Annotated in this window: 16 protein-coding genes; 11 read left to right on the forward strand and 5 right to left on the reverse strand. The window is 43.1% G+C overall.

The window, feature by feature from the left end; all coding sequences use genetic code 11:
- Positions 1–907 precede the first annotated feature (907 nt).
- The 4 genes from zupT (at position 908) to JOD17_RS15145 (ending at position 4,268) form a co-directional block, all read left to right on the forward strand.
- Positions 908–1,723: a zinc transporter ZupT gene (zupT, locus tag JOD17_RS15130; RefSeq protein WP_204698758.1), complete on the forward strand. Its 816-nt coding sequence runs from the start codon at positions 908–910 to the stop codon at positions 1,721–1,723.
- Between the two features lie 333 nt (positions 1,724–2,056).
- Positions 2,057–2,326, forward strand: a complete 270-nt coding sequence (locus tag JOD17_RS15135; RefSeq protein ID WP_204698759.1) for a hypothetical protein — start codon at positions 2,057–2,059, stop codon at positions 2,324–2,326.
- The gene (locus JOD17_RS15140; RefSeq protein ID WP_204698760.1) at positions 2,323–2,604 is read left to right on the forward strand and encodes a type II toxin-antitoxin system RelE/ParE family toxin; all 282 of its coding nucleotides are present in this window, start codon (positions 2,323–2,325) and stop codon (positions 2,602–2,604) included. Before JOD17_RS15135 ends, JOD17_RS15140 begins: the two co-directional genes overlap by 4 nt.
- A gap of 1,007 nt (positions 2,605–3,611) precedes the next feature.
- On the forward strand, positions 3,612–4,268 hold the full coding sequence (locus tag JOD17_RS15145) for a hypothetical protein (RefSeq protein ID WP_204698761.1): 657 nt from the start codon (positions 3,612–3,614) through the stop codon (positions 4,266–4,268).
- 112 nt (positions 4,269–4,380) lie between these two features.
- Here JOD17_RS15145 and JOD17_RS15150 read toward each other — a convergent pair whose 3' ends face one another.
- Positions 4,381–6,537: a heavy metal translocating P-type ATPase gene (locus JOD17_RS15150; protein ID WP_204698763.1), complete on the reverse strand. Its 2,157-nt coding sequence runs from the start codon at positions 6,535–6,537 to the stop codon at positions 4,381–4,383.
- A 328-nt stretch (positions 6,538–6,865) separates the two neighbouring features.
- Between JOD17_RS15150 and JOD17_RS15155 the strand changes: the two genes are divergently transcribed.
- The 7 genes from JOD17_RS15155 (at position 6,866) to JOD17_RS15185 (ending at position 11,884) form a co-directional block, all read left to right on the forward strand.
- Positions 6,866–7,204 carry a (2Fe-2S) ferredoxin domain-containing protein gene (locus JOD17_RS15155; protein WP_204698764.1) on the forward strand — a complete coding sequence of 113 codons (339 nt, stop codon included), beginning with the start codon at positions 6,866–6,868 and terminating at the stop codon, positions 7,202–7,204.
- 3 nt (positions 7,205–7,207) lie between these two features.
- Positions 7,208–9,643, forward strand: a complete 2,436-nt coding sequence (locus tag JOD17_RS15160) for a heavy metal translocating P-type ATPase (protein WP_204698765.1) — start codon at positions 7,208–7,210, stop codon at positions 9,641–9,643.
- A complete protein-coding gene (locus tag JOD17_RS15165; RefSeq protein WP_239575604.1) occupies positions 9,640–10,506 on the forward strand; it encodes a hypothetical protein in 867 nt (288 codons plus the stop codon). The genes JOD17_RS15160 and JOD17_RS15165 overlap by 4 nt, the downstream gene beginning before the upstream one ends.
- 14 nt (positions 10,507–10,520) lie before the next feature.
- Positions 10,521–10,808: a glutaredoxin family protein gene (locus tag JOD17_RS15170; protein WP_204698766.1), complete on the forward strand. Its 288-nt coding sequence runs from the start codon at positions 10,521–10,523 to the stop codon at positions 10,806–10,808.
- A 25-nt stretch (positions 10,809–10,833) separates the two neighbouring features.
- Positions 10,834–11,211, forward strand: a complete 378-nt coding sequence (locus JOD17_RS15175) for a Spx/MgsR family RNA polymerase-binding regulatory protein (RefSeq protein WP_338028812.1) — start codon at positions 10,834–10,836, stop codon at positions 11,209–11,211.
- Positions 11,212–11,323: 112 nt separating this feature from the next.
- Positions 11,324–11,530 (forward strand): copper chaperone CopZ, encoded by a 207-nt coding sequence (copZ, locus tag JOD17_RS15180; protein ID WP_204698939.1) that lies wholly within the window; start codon positions 11,324–11,326, stop codon positions 11,528–11,530.
- Between the two features lie 69 nt (positions 11,531–11,599).
- On the forward strand, positions 11,600–11,884 hold the full coding sequence (locus JOD17_RS15185; protein WP_204698767.1) for a metal-sensitive transcriptional regulator: 285 nt from the start codon (positions 11,600–11,602) through the stop codon (positions 11,882–11,884).
- A gap of 618 nt (positions 11,885–12,502) precedes the next feature.
- Here JOD17_RS15185 and JOD17_RS15190 read toward each other — a convergent pair.
- The 4 genes from JOD17_RS15190 to JOD17_RS15205 form a co-directional block, all read right to left on the reverse strand.
- Positions 12,503–13,651, reverse strand: coding sequence for a site-specific integrase (locus tag JOD17_RS15190; protein ID WP_204698768.1), 1,149 nt, complete (start codon positions 13,649–13,651; stop codon positions 12,503–12,505).
- Complete coding sequence (locus JOD17_RS15195; RefSeq protein WP_204698769.1) at positions 13,651–14,073, reverse strand: ImmA/IrrE family metallo-endopeptidase; 423 nt, start codon at positions 14,071–14,073, stop codon at positions 13,651–13,653. Before JOD17_RS15195 ends, JOD17_RS15190 begins: the two co-directional genes overlap by 1 nt.
- A 196-nt stretch (positions 14,074–14,269) precedes the next feature.
- Positions 14,270–14,866 (reverse strand): DUF5067 domain-containing protein, encoded by a 597-nt coding sequence (locus JOD17_RS15200; protein WP_204698771.1) that lies wholly within the window; start codon positions 14,864–14,866, stop codon positions 14,270–14,272.
- A 150-nt stretch (positions 14,867–15,016) separates the two neighbouring features.
- Positions 15,017–15,415 (reverse strand): helix-turn-helix domain-containing protein, encoded by a 399-nt coding sequence (locus tag JOD17_RS15205; protein ID WP_052366606.1) that lies wholly within the window; start codon positions 15,413–15,415, stop codon positions 15,017–15,019.
- Positions 15,416–15,438: the final 23 nt, after the last annotated feature.

Genomic DNA, 15,438 nt, shown 5'->3' on the forward strand with positions numbered 1-15,438 from the left:
GGATTAAATATTGCCATGACAGAGAATGAGTTGGGTTCTCTGTCAAGAAAGTGGACAAAAAACTTTGGTCTCAGGATGCGTAGCGGCCTCTGGGCTACCTAGCCATATCCGCCGCCTTTGAAAGCTGTTTGGGTTCGTGGTGTGCATCTGATGGCGGCAGGGTGAAAAAAGCTCAAAGAGTCATCAGCCGCATGCGAAGTTTACCACGAACCCATCGCTTCACCCGATTCTGCGATGTGGCCCCGACCCCTTTCGCCGTATCGCGGAAGCGAGCACAGCTGTCAAAGGTAAACCCTTCGGGCGGCTACCAGCAAGGCGGTAAGGGGAGCCTCGAATGATGAGCTGGTAAAGGCTTCCGCAAAAAGTGGTAAACCTTTCCGCACTTGGTGGTAAAAAAGATTGCAAGGGTGGTACAAATTGAATGCAATATTCAATCTAAAGAAACTGTCCGGTATTATAGATTCTCCATAGTTTTTTCATACATTTCTTCTATACTGATAAAAAAGAGTATATGAAGTAATGAAAGAAGAAGGATGAGCCGAGCGATCAAAACCTATTACTTTGTTCTTTCTAACCGTGGGCGAATGAGATCGATGCATTCCTGGAACCGCGCTTTTGCTGACATCTCTTTCTTTACATCGTTCAAATCTTCTTCTTGGGTCATTGTCAAAGTTCATAAGCAGTATTAAACAATATTTACACTGGAGATAACAATTTGGAGGATGGGAAGGGCTAAGTTTGCTCATATCTACATAATTTTTGATGCCTGGATTAATTCTAATTGATGGGACTTCATGAAATTATTTGTCTTTAACCCCATGGCGATTTTGCAATTATCATGACCTCGAATATTACATTGGATACGAGTTGGAAGTTATAAATTCACAAGAAAATGGAGTGATGTGTAGTGGAACAAGAGGTGTGGTTTGCCCTTGGTCTTACGTTGATTGCTGGGCTTGCAACGGGATTGGGTAGCCTTATTGCATTTTTCACATCGACAACCAATACGAAATTCCTGTCTTGGGCACTAGGGTTCTCGGCGGGGGTCATGATTTACGTATCTTTCGTGGAGATTTTTTCTGAAGCGCAGGATTCCTTAACAAGCGCTATAGGGGAACAGACCGGAAGTTGGTTGACGTTGGGCGGATTCTTTGCCGGTATGCTGCTGGTTGCGTTGATCGACAAGTTCGTTCCTAATCAAGGCAACCCCCATGAAGTGAAAAAAGTGGAAGAGATGAATCAATCTCCCCAATCGGCGAGATCAAAAGATCCGGAATTAATGAGAATGGGGAGTTTCACCGCGCTTGCCATAACCATCCACAATTTCCCGGAAGGAATTGCCACCTTTACCGCGGCTTTACAGGAGCCTACCCTCGGCGTTGCCATATCGATCGCAGTTGCCCTTCACAATATCCCGGAAGGCATCACCGTATCCGTCCCCATATATTATGCAACAGGAAGTAGAAAGAAAGCACTTTTGTATTCATTTTTATCAGGATTATCAGAGCCTCTCGGTGCAGTGGTCGCATTTATGTTCTTGATGCCTTTCTTAAACGATATCCTGTTTGGTATCGTATTTGCTGCCGTTGCCGGGATTATGGTTTTTATCTCACTTGATGGGCTCATTCCTGCGGCCAAAAAATACAATAGAGAGCATTCCTCGATTTATGGGTTCGTACTCGGCATGGCTGTCATGGCGTTTAGCTTGCAGTTGCTTTTCTGAAATAGGGTGAAAAGAGCTTTTTTGTGATAATGTTACTTATAACGTACTCTTTCAGGATTACGGAAACGATTCGAGGATTGAGGGGGCAACTTTGGAAAATAAAGCGAATGCAACTGTCCCTATTTCTAATAGTTAAGCAAACGGACCATTTAATGGAATAACGGTTGTTTGAAAAAGACGCTTTCTAGGCAAATTTCAGGTATAATGATTGTGTAATTTCAAGAGGATTCACCTGCTGACTATATGTTTAAGTATTGTAGGTTAATACAAACGATAAAGGGAAATTTGTGATATAATTTCTGCAACAGACCATCTATGTTGGAGGTGTATGGTATGGAAAGAGTTCAATCAACTAAGGAACTTATGGAGTACATCTCGAAAATGAATCGTGAAAATTCGGTTGGCCAATTTTTTATCCCTGGTAAGGGGAGATTCACGCTTGTTCTTCAAGAAGAAGACGAGCCATCTATAAGCGATGATGTAGCTGCCAATCCTGCACTTGATAAAATGATTACGGAAAGCAAACAACAATATCAACAAGGATTAGGTTACTCCACGAAAGAACTTTTAGAATCGTTTACTTCCAGGGACTTTATGTCATGACGAATCGTAACATCATATGGCCTCCCGCAGTAAAAAAGAAACTTCTTAAATTTAGAAGTGAACATTTTACACCAGAAGAAACACTTGATTTTATATCCCAGGTTGTCTTAGAGATAGAGGATACACTTAAAAACCCTATCCTTGGGCAAACGTATACAGAGGAATCTGGCTCTTATAAAGGGATATCACATATGGTCATTAAAAAGTTCAGAATATACTTTGAACGAATGGATGATGATGTTGTCATTATCGCTATTTTGTTTCCCGGTGAAAAATGAGCCATAATCTTGTTCCTCCACTGCCCACTGGCAGGCGATCTCCTAACAGTGTTATTTAAGCATTGGAGGAGATCCTCTTTTTTTGATGGGTTGCTTTCTTAGTTTGGTGGACTTAGGAGACTCAACAAAGAAAAGGATTTATTCTTGAAACGAGGCGCTTTAATTTAATAAAGATTCGCTCATTTATGCATAAGCATCGTAATTTGTTTTGAAAATTAATAATATTTGCGCAGTATTACGCAAAGATACCCAGCATACTTCACTGTCTCGAAAGAAGAGACTCTACAGGGCAGTCAATCCTGTTAAGTGGCTTTGTTTGTTAAGCCAATACAAGGGCAGTCTGTCATCTTAACTGCCCATGTATGACGAGTAATCCTTCATGTTGAAGATTGTGGAGTATAAGGGATAACTCTCGTCCTTTATCATTGTTGCTAACGATACCACTTTTATTTTATACTTTTACTCATGAATTTATACAGATAAAAAGAAGAGAATTTATCAAAGAAAAAGCATTATCACACAGCATTAAGATGAAGGCTCCTAGTAACCAGCTACTTCGTTAAATGTTCAAACAAAGCATCCTAAGGGTCTGCGGCAATCGAAGCGCTTTAGTGTAATAAAAATAAGCTCCATATATTAGCGACCGTCTTAAACTTCAAGTAATGAACTTCCGAGTCTGAACTAAGGATAGGGAATTGCTGCTGATCTTTATTGAAGAAATGACAGTGACCAATCAGATCGAAGAACTCACCGTCTTCCCAATATGTGAACTTTACCAGTTGGTTTACTTCCCGGAACGCATCTCGGAGTGGCCCCTCAATCCTCGAATCGTTTCTGTCCCCCTTTAAGCCAGTAAGCACTTATTAACTTAAGCACGTTTGGTGAGATAGGCTCCCTCAGCGAACTGGATTTAAATATACTTTACCCCCCTAATGCATTTTTATTTTTGTCATATATGTTGATATTACAACCATAACATAGTGATAAAGGACAAGGAGTATGATTAAATGATTACAGGGTATATGTATATTATTTATTTCTTTTCCATACATCTGGTTTTAATTTGTTCTGTTTATTTTTTTAGCAGATATAAGGGTAGCCTTATGGTCAATATGATGATGACCATGGCTTTGGCCATGGTATTTGGCTTGTCATTAGGTTTTTTCTTCGGAATCGTCCTTCATGGAAATTTGTTATATTCGACCTTGTACAGCATAACCTTTGCTGGAATCACCGGATTTATTCTCGGTATACGCTTACATGTGCTAGCGAGTATTGAAGGGCTTTTTTCTGGTATCATGGCAGGTATGATGGGCACCATGGTTGTAGAAATGCTCACGATTTCAGAAGGTGCAGCCCTCCTATTGATCAGTTTGTTATTGTTAATGGGTACAACGATGTTTTGTATTCGCCACGTCCTTCAGGAAACATTTGCAACCTTCATTCAAAAATATGATTATGTCTTGCTAGTTGCAACGTGTTTGTTAATGCTACTCACATTCTGGACCTTCCCCTATTCAAATATGGAAAAGCAGCCATCCCCGCAACACGAGCAAAACCATCATATGATAATCGGAAAGGAGGAACCGAGTAAGGATAAAAAAGCAATCCTACAAACCCGATCCCAATACAATCCAACAAAAACCCACAAGCACGAGTCGTAGATAAACGGAATGGTTATCGTACACTAGGTTACTTGTTTATTTGGATGGACGTGGCCATACTTCTATTCACTGGTAATTTTTAAGAGATTGGCGGTACATATACACAGGGTAGCTATTTCATCTTTAGCGTCTGGGCATTAATCGCTACGATAACGGTACTCAGTGACATGAGTACAGCCCCTAAAGCAGGGTCAAGGAGAAAACCCCATGGAGCCAGTACACCAGCCGCAAGTGGGATCGCCACAATGTTGTAACCTGCGGCCCACCAAAGGTTTTGAATCATTTTGCGATACGTGATTTTAGACAAATCGACAATGGATACGACATCGAGTGGATCACTATTGACGAGCACAACATCGGCCGTTTCCATGGCGACGTCTGTTCCTGCTCCAACGGCAACACCGAGATCGGCATTAGCAAGGGCGGGGGCATCATTAATCCCATCTCCAGTCATACCCACACGTTTTCCGTCTTTCTTCAATTCTTTCACTTTTTCCGCCTTTTCATGTGGGAGAACTTCGGCAATCACTTCATCGATGCCAATCTGTTTGGCGACCTCATGGGCGACTTTCTCGTTATCTCCCGTGAGCATCACGGTTTCGATGCCCATTCGGTGCAACCGCTCAACAGCTTCTTTGGCGGATTCTTTCACGGTATCAGCTAAGGCAATTGCACCGAGCAAGGTTTGATCCTGAAGAACAAAAACAACGGTTTTTCCTGTTGCGGAGAGCTTGGATAAGCGCTCCTCGTCATAACTAATCCCTTCTCTTTTCAGATAACCCGGACTGACGACCGAAATAACCTTGCCATCAATGTTTCCAGTAATTCCTGCCCCCGTCATTGAATCAAAGTTTTCCGGTTGAGGAATATCAATTTGTTCTTCTCTTCCTTTTGCTACAATTCCGGCAGCAATCGGGTGCTCCGATTGCGACTCAAGTGAGGCTGCCAGCCTTAGCAGCTCCTCTTCGGATACATCCTTCTGAGGGATAATATCTGTAACTCCGAATTCCCCATGCGTAAGCGTTCCGGTCTTGTCAAAAATCATCGTATCTACTCTTCGGGCGCTTTCAAATCCGATACGGTTTCGAATGAATAACCCTTTTTGAGCCGAAATCCCTGTGGAGCGAGCAGCCACTAACGGAATCGCGAGACCGAGGGCGTGCGGACAAGAAATGACAAGAACAGTGACCATCCGTGTAACCGCGAAATTTGTATCTACACCAAGTGCCATCCAAGTACTGAAGGTCACGATTCCGGCAACGACAGCAACGTAGAATAGCAGACTGGCGGCGCGGTCCGAAAGCATCTGGGTTTTTGATTTGCTTTCTTGTGCCTCTTTGACCAGCTGCACTACCTGTGACAAATAACCTTCGTCGCTCGTTTTGGAGACTTCAATCGTCAACGATCCGGAGGTGTTGATCGCTCCGCCAATGACTTCGTCCCCTTCGCTTTTTTCAACAGGCTCAGACTCTCCGGTAAGCATCGATTCATTGACGGAGGATTTTCCATTTAAAATACGTCCATCCGCCGGTATTTTCTCGCCCGGCTTAATCAAAAGTCGATCTCCCTTTTTAAGTTCAGAGACGGAGACAGATGTAACCTGATCGTGTTCATCCAGTTTATTCGCTTCCTGGGGCATCATTTCTACCAATGATTCAAGTGAATCGGAAGCTTTCATTACGGATTTCATCTCAATCCAGTGGCCAAGAAGCATAATGGCAATCAGCGTAGCCAGCTCCCAGAAGAAATCCATCCCCTCAAGACCAAAGACCGTAGCGGCACTGTAGACATATGCAACGGTAATGGCAAACCCGATGAGGGTCATCATCCCTGGAGATTTATCCTTGATCTCACTTACGAGTCCCGTTAAGAAAGGCCAACCTCCGTAAAAGAAGACGATGGAGGCCAAGATAAGTTCAACAGCCGTATCACCGGGAAATGTAACGGTATAGTTAAAAAACATCTGGATCATATCGGACAAAATAATGATAGGTATAGCTAGAATTACCGTGATGAAAAACCGCTTTTTAAAATCGGCCATCATATCTTCGTGGCCACCATGCCCGTGATGACCATGGCCGGAGTGGCTGCCGTGATGATCATGATTGTCATGCTCACGGTCTTCATGATGATGGTGATGTTCATGGCCGTGATGACTTTCTGCGTGAGGATCACCTCCATTATGATGATGATTATGGCTCTTGTGATGGTGATCGTGGTTGTCATCGGATTCAGGTTTAGTTTGGTGGTCTTGATCCTGTCGGTTCAAGGTTGAATTCCTCCTTTTAACGTAATGGCTTTGGATGCTTATTCATCCTTTGCCATCAATTATATACCCCTAGTGGGTATGTTTCAAACCTCTTACCCTTGCTTTTTAAATTATCCATCCATGCCCGTTTTATTCGATTCCTTAATTCATAGGTGATGCAGGAATGCAAATCGAATCACAAAAGGGAACAAATCGAAACTCCTTGCATACATTAGGGGGGTATGGTATTGTGAATTAAGAAACGAACCAAAAATGATCGAAGGAGGGTGACCATTCGCCCCCTCAAAGCAGTGGTGTCACTCGAAAGGCTGGGAGGAGGAAGTAAAAGATGGATTTAGAGGGAAGGTCGGATCACTTTCTCATGTGTCATGGTAAATCATGCACACGAAAGGGAGCCGAAGCCGTTACGAACGTCATTCGAGAAACCCTCGCGGAGCGTGATCCGGCGAAAACCGTTCATACAACGAAGACATGGTGCAATGGCCAATGTAAACACGGCCCCATCGTTATCCTTTATCCAAAAGGGACTTGGTATCGATCCCTGACACCTATACTCGCAAAGCAGTTGGTGCTTGCGACGCTTCAACAACAACCTTTTTTCAATCACCGATTCTATAGGTATACAAAAGGGCGTTTCCAAAAGGAAAATGACCCGAAGGAGGGATAAAGCGTGTCAACAGCAAAAGAAGTTTCCTTACCCATCACAGGCATGACTTGTGCCGCATGTGCTAACAAAATAGAAAAGGGCCTATCCAAAATGGATGGGGTTCAAGAAGCCACGGTCAACTTTGCCATTGAAAAAACAAAAGTGGTGTATGATCCCGATCAAACAAATGTTCAAGCCTTTGAGGAGAAGATCCATAAACTGGGCTATCAAGTGGCTAAGGATAAGCGGACCTTTGATATTTCCGGCATGACTTGTGCGGCATGTGCGACAAAAATTGAAAAGCGTTTGGCCAAGATGGAGGGAGTCTCCAACGCCTCTGTCAATTTTGCCTTGGAAAATGTCTCGGTAGAGTATGACGATGCTCAAGTCACCACCGGTGACATGATTGACGCTGTTCATAAACTGGGCTATGCGTTAAAGCCAGAAACGTCCAGAGCAGAAACGGCAGATCATAAAAAGGATGAGGTCCGTCACCAGACTGGAAAGTTCATCTTTTCGGCCATATTGACGCTCCCCTTGTTATGGACGATGGTGACGCATTTTGAATTCACGGCCTTTCTCTATATGCCCGATATGTTCATGAACCCATGGGTGCAGTTAGCGCTAGCGACCCCGGTGCAGTTTATCGTGGGTGCCCAATTTTACAGTGGTGCTTACAAGGCGTTGAAAAGTAAGAGTGCGAATATGGACGTCTTGATCGCCCTCGGAACGACCGTCGCTTATTTTTACAGCATATTCCTGGGGTGGGAATGGTTTGCGACAGGGCAACAAGGAATGCCGGAACTTTATTTTGAGGCGGCTGCCGTGATTATCACCTTGGTGGTCCTTGGGAAATTGTTTGAAGTTCGAGCAAAAGGACGCACGAGCCAAGCGATTCAAAAACTCCTCGGATTACAAGCCAAAACAGCGCGAATCATACGCGACGGGGAAGAACAGGAAGTTTCCATTGATGAAGTCCTCGTCGGCGACATGGTTCTGGTTCGTCCGGGTGAAAAAATCCCTGTCGATGGCAGCGTCTATGAAGGACAGTCTGCCATTGATGAATCGATGATTACCGGGGAAAGTATTCCGATGGATAAGAAGCCCGGCGATGAAGTCATCGGGTCCACGATTAATAAAAATGGTCTTCTTAAGGTCGAAGCTACAAAGGTTGGGAAAGATACCGCACTTTCTCAAATTGTCAAAGTCGTGGAAGAGGCTCAAGGCAGTAAAGCAGATATTCAACGGATTGCCGATAAAGTATCCGGGATCTTTGTGCCCATCGTTGTCTTGATTGCCATTGCATCGTTCCTTGTTTGGTATTTCGTCATCAATCCGGGTGATTTACGATCGGCGTTAGTGCCCCTTATTACGATTCTTGTCATCGCTTGCCCATGTGCGCTTGGATTAGCAACACCCACGTCCATTATGGCGGGTTCCGGCCGTGCAGCCGAGATGGGCGTCCTTTTTAAAGGGGGCGAGCACCTTGAAAATACACGTTCGATTCAAACCATCGTGCTCGATAAAACCGGTACCGTCACCAAAGGGGAACCTGAATTGACAGACGTTGTCACAGCCTCAGGTTTTGAGGAAGAACAGATGATGGCATTTGTAGGCGCTGCGGAGAAAAACTCGGAGCACCCCCTTGCGGAAGCGATCGTTCGGGGTGTTGAGAACAAAGGCATTTCCCTAGAAGACCCCAAGGACTTTGAGGCTGTTCCGGGATATGGCATCCGTTCCGTTGTCAAAGGTTCAGAAGTGTTTGTGGGGACGCGCAAATTAATGAAACAAAAGAACATCTCGATCGGTGATTTTGATCACAAAATGACGGATCTTGAGGATCAAGGAAAAACAGCGATGCTGATCGCCATTGATCAACAGCTGGCCGGTATGGTCGCAGTGGCTGATACAGTGAAAGACACGTCAAAAGCAGCAATCAAGCGAATGCATGAGCATGGGTTAGAAGTGATGATGCTCACCGGGGACAATGAGCGTACCGCCAACGCCATTGCTCAAGAAGTGGGCATTGACCGGGTCATCGCCGAGGTCGTTCCTGAACAAAAAGCAGAAGAGGTCAAGAAAATCCAACGCGAAGGAAAGAAAGTAGCGATGGTTGGGGATGGTATCAATGATGCTCCGGCGCTTGCAGTTGCGGATATTGGTATGGCAATTGGAACAGGGACGGACGTGGCGATTGAGGCTGCTGACATTACCCTGATGCGTGGAGACCTTCATAGTGTCGCGGATAGTATGACGTTGAGCAGGAAAACAATTCGCAATATCAGACAGAATTTGTTCTTTGCGTTCTTCTACAATTCGGCTTCCATTCCAATCGCAGCCGCCGGTCTTCTCGCCCCATGGGTGGCAGGCGCGGCGATGGCTTTTAGCTCAGTTTCCGTTGTGCTGAATGCACTGCGCTTGCAACGTCTGAAATTAGACCGCAAGGAGGGGGCACAATGAAAATCAAAACGTGGGTGACTATTGGCATCACGTATGTCGCGCTTGTGATCGCGGGTTATAGCGTGATCACAGGCGAGAATCCTCTCCAAAGTGGCGATATGGATCATGAAGGCCACGTAGAGCAAAGCAGCCAAACTGAAGGATCAGAAGACCATGGAGCACATGAGGACCAAGACATTACCCAGGAGGATGATCACATGAATGACCACCAGCATCAGGGCGTTGAATCAGAAATTCAAACCGAAGTCACGTACGACAATGAACGCATACAGATCGACCTGATGGATGACGAAGGAAATGCGCCAGAGCTTGAGGTGACACATGAAAAGGAAATGCACCTCATCGTGGTTTCGGAAGACTTAGAGACGTTTATCCATCATCATCCGGAAAAGGAATCGGAGGGGACATTTTACGTGGACACGTCGCTAGACCATGGCCGTTACAAAGCATTCGTGGATATTCAACCCAAAGACAAGGATTACGTGATTGAAGCCAATGACCTTGTTGTGGGGGATCATCCCACCACAGAAGAAGCCGCATTAACCGTAGATACGTCGATGACCAAAGAGAGATCCGATAAAACGGTAACTTTGAATGCGTCAGGGTTAGAAGTGGGCGAAGAGGCGACCCTTGCGTTTGATTTGCACGGGGAAGAGCCACAACCTTATTTAGGAGCCTTGGGGCATGTCGTCATTCTGGATGAAGCGGCGGAAAATTTCATTCACGTTCATCCAGTATCGGAGAATGAGACGGTCTTTGAGACGCATTTTGCAGAACCCGGCCTCTATAAAGTATGGGTGGAGTTCGACTTTTCGGATCAAGATGTGGTGGCCTTCCCTTTTGTCATTGAGGTCCAATCCTAAGGAGGGATTATCTCATGTATTCATTAGAGCTTTACACCCATCCATGGTGTTCGGATTGCCAAGATGGGAAGAAGTATTTGAAAAAGACACAAACGCCTTTTGTGGAGCATGACTTGAGCAATGAACCGGAGAAGGAGGACCAACTGAAAAAGCTCACCGGATCAAGGGTTGTTCCCGGTTTTGTCTTTCAGAAACAGTCGCTTCTTGGAAGGCTACAAAAGCCCATTGTGTTTACAGGTTTCGAACGCAATCAAAACGAGATTGAAGCACTCGTTCAACAGATGAGAGAAGGGCGTCAATAAAAGGAGGGGGTGAAGGATGCTGTAGATCTATACGTCTACCAGCTGTACATCTTGTCGCAATGCGAAAAAATGGATGCAGCAATACCAGATCCCCTTTATGGAGATCGATGTATCTAAAACGCGTCTATCCATGGAAGAAGTGATTCGATTGTTTCAGTTTACGGAAAATGGTGTTGAAGACATCGTTTCCGGGCATTCCAAGTCTTTTAAGGAGCTCCATCTTGATATGGATGAACTCACAACGAACACATTATTTACAATGGTTGCCAGCCATCCGACATTGCTCAAACGTCCCATCATGATGGATGGTCAACAAATGCAAGTGGGTTACCATCAAGAGGAAATCCGGTCTTTTTTACCTCGAGCAGAAAGGATGCATGCAAGGGAGGTGATATCGGTGTAGTTGGAGGTTCACACCCTGATGGGTTAACGATCTTCAAAGCAACTTTCAACCGATCATTTTAATACCTTACCAGTGTATGGTAATATTTAAACAACGAAAGGAGTCATCAATGATGAAGAAAATGACATTAAACGTACAGGGGATGTCTTGCGGCCATTGTGTACAATCCATTGAGGGCAATGTCAGTGAGTTAACGGGTGTGGATCATGTGAAGGTTCATTTAAGTGAAGGAAACGTAGATGTGACCTTTGATCCGGATAAAGTAGATCTGAATGAAATTACAGAAGTGATTGAAGAGCAAGGGTATGATGTAGCTTAAAAAAGGGGGATCGTGCTGATGAGAGCACGATCCCTTGTAAAACAAAAGAAAACCAAGGAGGAAGCATTGATGTCAACACATGAAAAGGGAACCGTTCAACCAAACAAACAAGCCTTACTCAATCGGCTGAAACGGATTGAAGGTCAAGTACGTGGTGTGCAGAAGATGGTTGATAACGATAAGTATTGTGTCGATATCCTTCACCAAATTTCGGCGATTCAATCTGCCATGAAAAAGGTGAGTATTGCTTTAATGGAAGATCATACAAACCACTGTGTCGCCAATGCTATCAAAGAAGGCAACAAGGAAGAAGTGATCGATGAATTGATGGATGTCATGAAGCGATTAATGTAAATGTAGAATGAGCATTTGAAGAATGGTTACGGATGCGATTTCTGCTTAGCCGCATTTTCTATTTAACAAATGCGGTTCGTTTTAATTCCTTCATTTTTTGCCGTTTATGTGGTAACAGCAACGGTTCAGCTTGATCTTTAAAGAACTTATTGTTTGTCAAACCCCTGTTTGAAAGGATGGATAATTTTCAGATGAAAAATCATTGGACAGAAGAAGAACTCGTTGAAAACTTTACACCACTTCCCTTCCCACTGAACGAACATTCGTAGACAAATAATTGCGACCACTAAGCTTGGTTGTGCTGTAATATTTAAGTTAATGGGAGAGTAAAAATCTGAAAGATTTATAAAAGCACTTTAATAAAGTAAAGGTGCCAAATTTGTGCCAAAAGACCTCATCCACAATTAAAAAGTGGGCTTCGACAATCGCCGAAACCCACATCATGTAAGTGTTTATCATGGAGCTTCCTACCGGGCTTGAACCGGTGACCTCATCCTTACCATTCTGGGGCAACGAACAATAACCTTTTTTTTAGTTAAAATGAGATATTGCTGTTACCACCTCGCTTTTCTTGCCACATAAGGCTCTCACTTTAAAAATCCCTCATTTCACTTCTTATCACGTTACCAACCCAGTTACCGTCTTTGCATAATCGTCACTAAATAGCTCAGTACCGATTTCTTTAGCCGCAGCTTCTTGAAGACCTGGCAAGAGATGTGAATACGTATCAATTGTTACTTGAACAGATGAATGACCTAAACGTTCTTGAACGACTTTCGGGTGAAAGTTAAGTCGTAATAGTTGAGTAGCGTGTGTATGTCTCAAATCATGAAACCTTATTTTCGGGTTTTTGGATATATCAAGTAGTTTAAACCAAGTTCTTACGAGATTACGGGGTGATAGGTGCGTACCTAGTGAGGTAGCTACGACGATGTTATTGTCTTTGTATACTGATCCAGCACGTAGTTTGTCTTCTTTTTGTTTTTTATCATGTCGTATTAATGCATCAATCGTTTCTTGAGGTATGGATACTAGCCTCTTGCCAGTGGTGGTTTTAGTTGATCCAATCGTCATATCTCTTTTTAACGAACCCTCAATGGATAATGTCTTCCTACGTACGTCTATTTGATCCCATTTTAAAGCGAGTATTTCACCTTGTCTCATCCCAGTTGCTAATGCTAGATGAAACGCAATGTAGTATTGTGTTCCTTCTGCTACTTTTAGAAAGTGTTTAACCTCGTCTCGATCCCATACCTTAATGGCTGGAGACTTACCAGACGGTAAATCTGCTAGGGCAGCAGGGTTATTTTTTAATTTTCCTTTCTTAACAGCCGCATTAAGCGATGCTTTACAAATACTATGATGAATCTTTTTGATGCTTGTAGCAGATAAATTTTTCTCTGTATAAAGATGATCATAAAATGTGTCGAACATATCGACTCTCAGCTCTGATAGGGTGACATGTCCCAGGTATTCATTGATATGAAGGTTAATACTATTTTGATACCCCTTTAACGTTCCAGCTTCAATGGAATTTCGTTTGTTGTGTATCCAAGACTGTAGATAATCCTCAAATGAAGTTTTATCAGGCTCCTGATATTCACCAGCCTCAATCTCAGCGATCATACGATTCATGGCTTTCTCAGCATCTTCTTTTCTTTTAAACCCAGATACACGCTTTTGCTTACGTCTACCTGTACGATTGTCATAGCCAAGAGTGACTATAAACGAGTATTTAGTTCCTCTCTTTTGAATGTGACCACGCATTAGGCGACACTCCTTAATAGGATATATTTAGATTGAATTTGTTGAGCTCTTACTTCTGCATGTGCAAGCGGTACTTGAAAGCGATGCGCCAGCTCATCTACTGTTATATATGAGTTGCGTTGGTACTCTTCAATCACTAAGTTAATAGGCATTGAAGCGTAATATGCAAATCTGTTAGCTTGTATCTCCATGAACTCTGCAACTGTTTTAACGGCTTTTCTTTGATCTACATCATGGAGAAAAAAATGACCGAGTTCGTGAAAAAAAGCCCAAACCTTTTCATAAGGTGATAGATTTACATTTAAATAGATAACTTTCAATCCAAAAGATTCATTGGATCGAGTTCTTCCCTCGGTCACTCTTAACAAGATACCTAATTTCTCAGCAATTAATTCGGGGTTAAGGCATCTTATAGAGTTCACTTTATTGTCTCGATACATGTCCAGTACGATTTGTTCGATTTTCGAAATGTAAATTTTGAACCCCTCCTTGATAAGAATGTATGTTCGGTTTATAGTTAAGAGAGAACGCCGTTCGAGACGGCGCTATCATTAGGAAGAATAACTTTCGATAGATATTTCTATATTAATAAAGATATTAATACCATAATTGGCATAACTATTCTTCTGTTTCTATAATCTTTTCGAATGTTATATCATCATTTCCGAATGAACGTTCAGAGAGAATTACATCTTCACCAGGATATAACAATTCGTATCCTATCACCGCGTCCACCGTTGCACCTGGCTTAATGTTAGTGTCCCCCATATTGACTAGTTCTTCTTTATATCCTTCCGGGAAACTCCCGTTTGCTCCCATCAGCGATTCCACTGTTACGTCGGTTTCTTGCTCCGAACTATACGCTTGAGCGGCTGCCATCCAAGGACTTGTGTCGTCATCGCTATTATTTGTAAAAGTTAATTCAATCGCAATTATTTGAGTTTCTTCATCTCGGGCATTTTCCATTTGTTCTACTTCTTGAAATTCAAAAACGTAATCGCCTGTGTCCAGGTAATCATCGTTGACCTCATTATTTGCGGTGTCGTCGTCTTCATCAGCAGATAGTTCTTCTTGATCGTCTTCGTCCACATCAGCCGCGCTATCTTCTTCTGCACCTTCGGCCTCATCTGCATCGCTCGGTTCGTCTGTTCCATCGCCACAAGCAGATAATAGTAGAGCTGATCCTAGTCCGATTGATAATAAATACTTCTTCAAAATAAAACCCCCATAATAATTTATATCTATATTAATAGTGAAATTAATACCATAATTGGTTGGTTAAACCATTAATATACGCATAAAGAAATGCGCAATATAGACCTTGTCTAACTTGAAATATCAGATAATTAATAACGTGGGAGAAGATCAGTCTTCGCCCAATCTATTCCTTGACCTTTTGAATTCCTCGTCACCCTCGTAAGCCTTCTCGACACGTTCTTTAGCTCTACGAAGTCTACGTAATTCAAACTCTACAACTTCATCAAGTGCCTCTTTTTCTTCAGGTGTGATGTCATCTGCGCCTCCGTAGAAGTAGGTTTTTACTTCTTGGTCATTAATAGGCGTTTTATTCGTGTCTTTTCCTAATAGATAGTCGGTGCTGACATCAAAATATTTAGCTATCTTTAATAGCGTTTCATAATCAGGTTCCCTTGATCCGTTTTCATAGCCTGAGTATGTTGTCCTCGGAATCCCTAATCGTTTGGATAACTCGGTTTGACTGATTTTTAATTCAGTGCGTAATTTAGATAATTTATCAGAGAGCATAGCCATACTCCTTATAATGATAT

The organism is Geomicrobium sediminis (assembly GCF_016908595.1).
Classification (GTDB): Bacteria; Bacillota; Bacilli; order Bacillales; family Marinococcaceae; genus Geomicrobium_A; species Geomicrobium_A sediminis.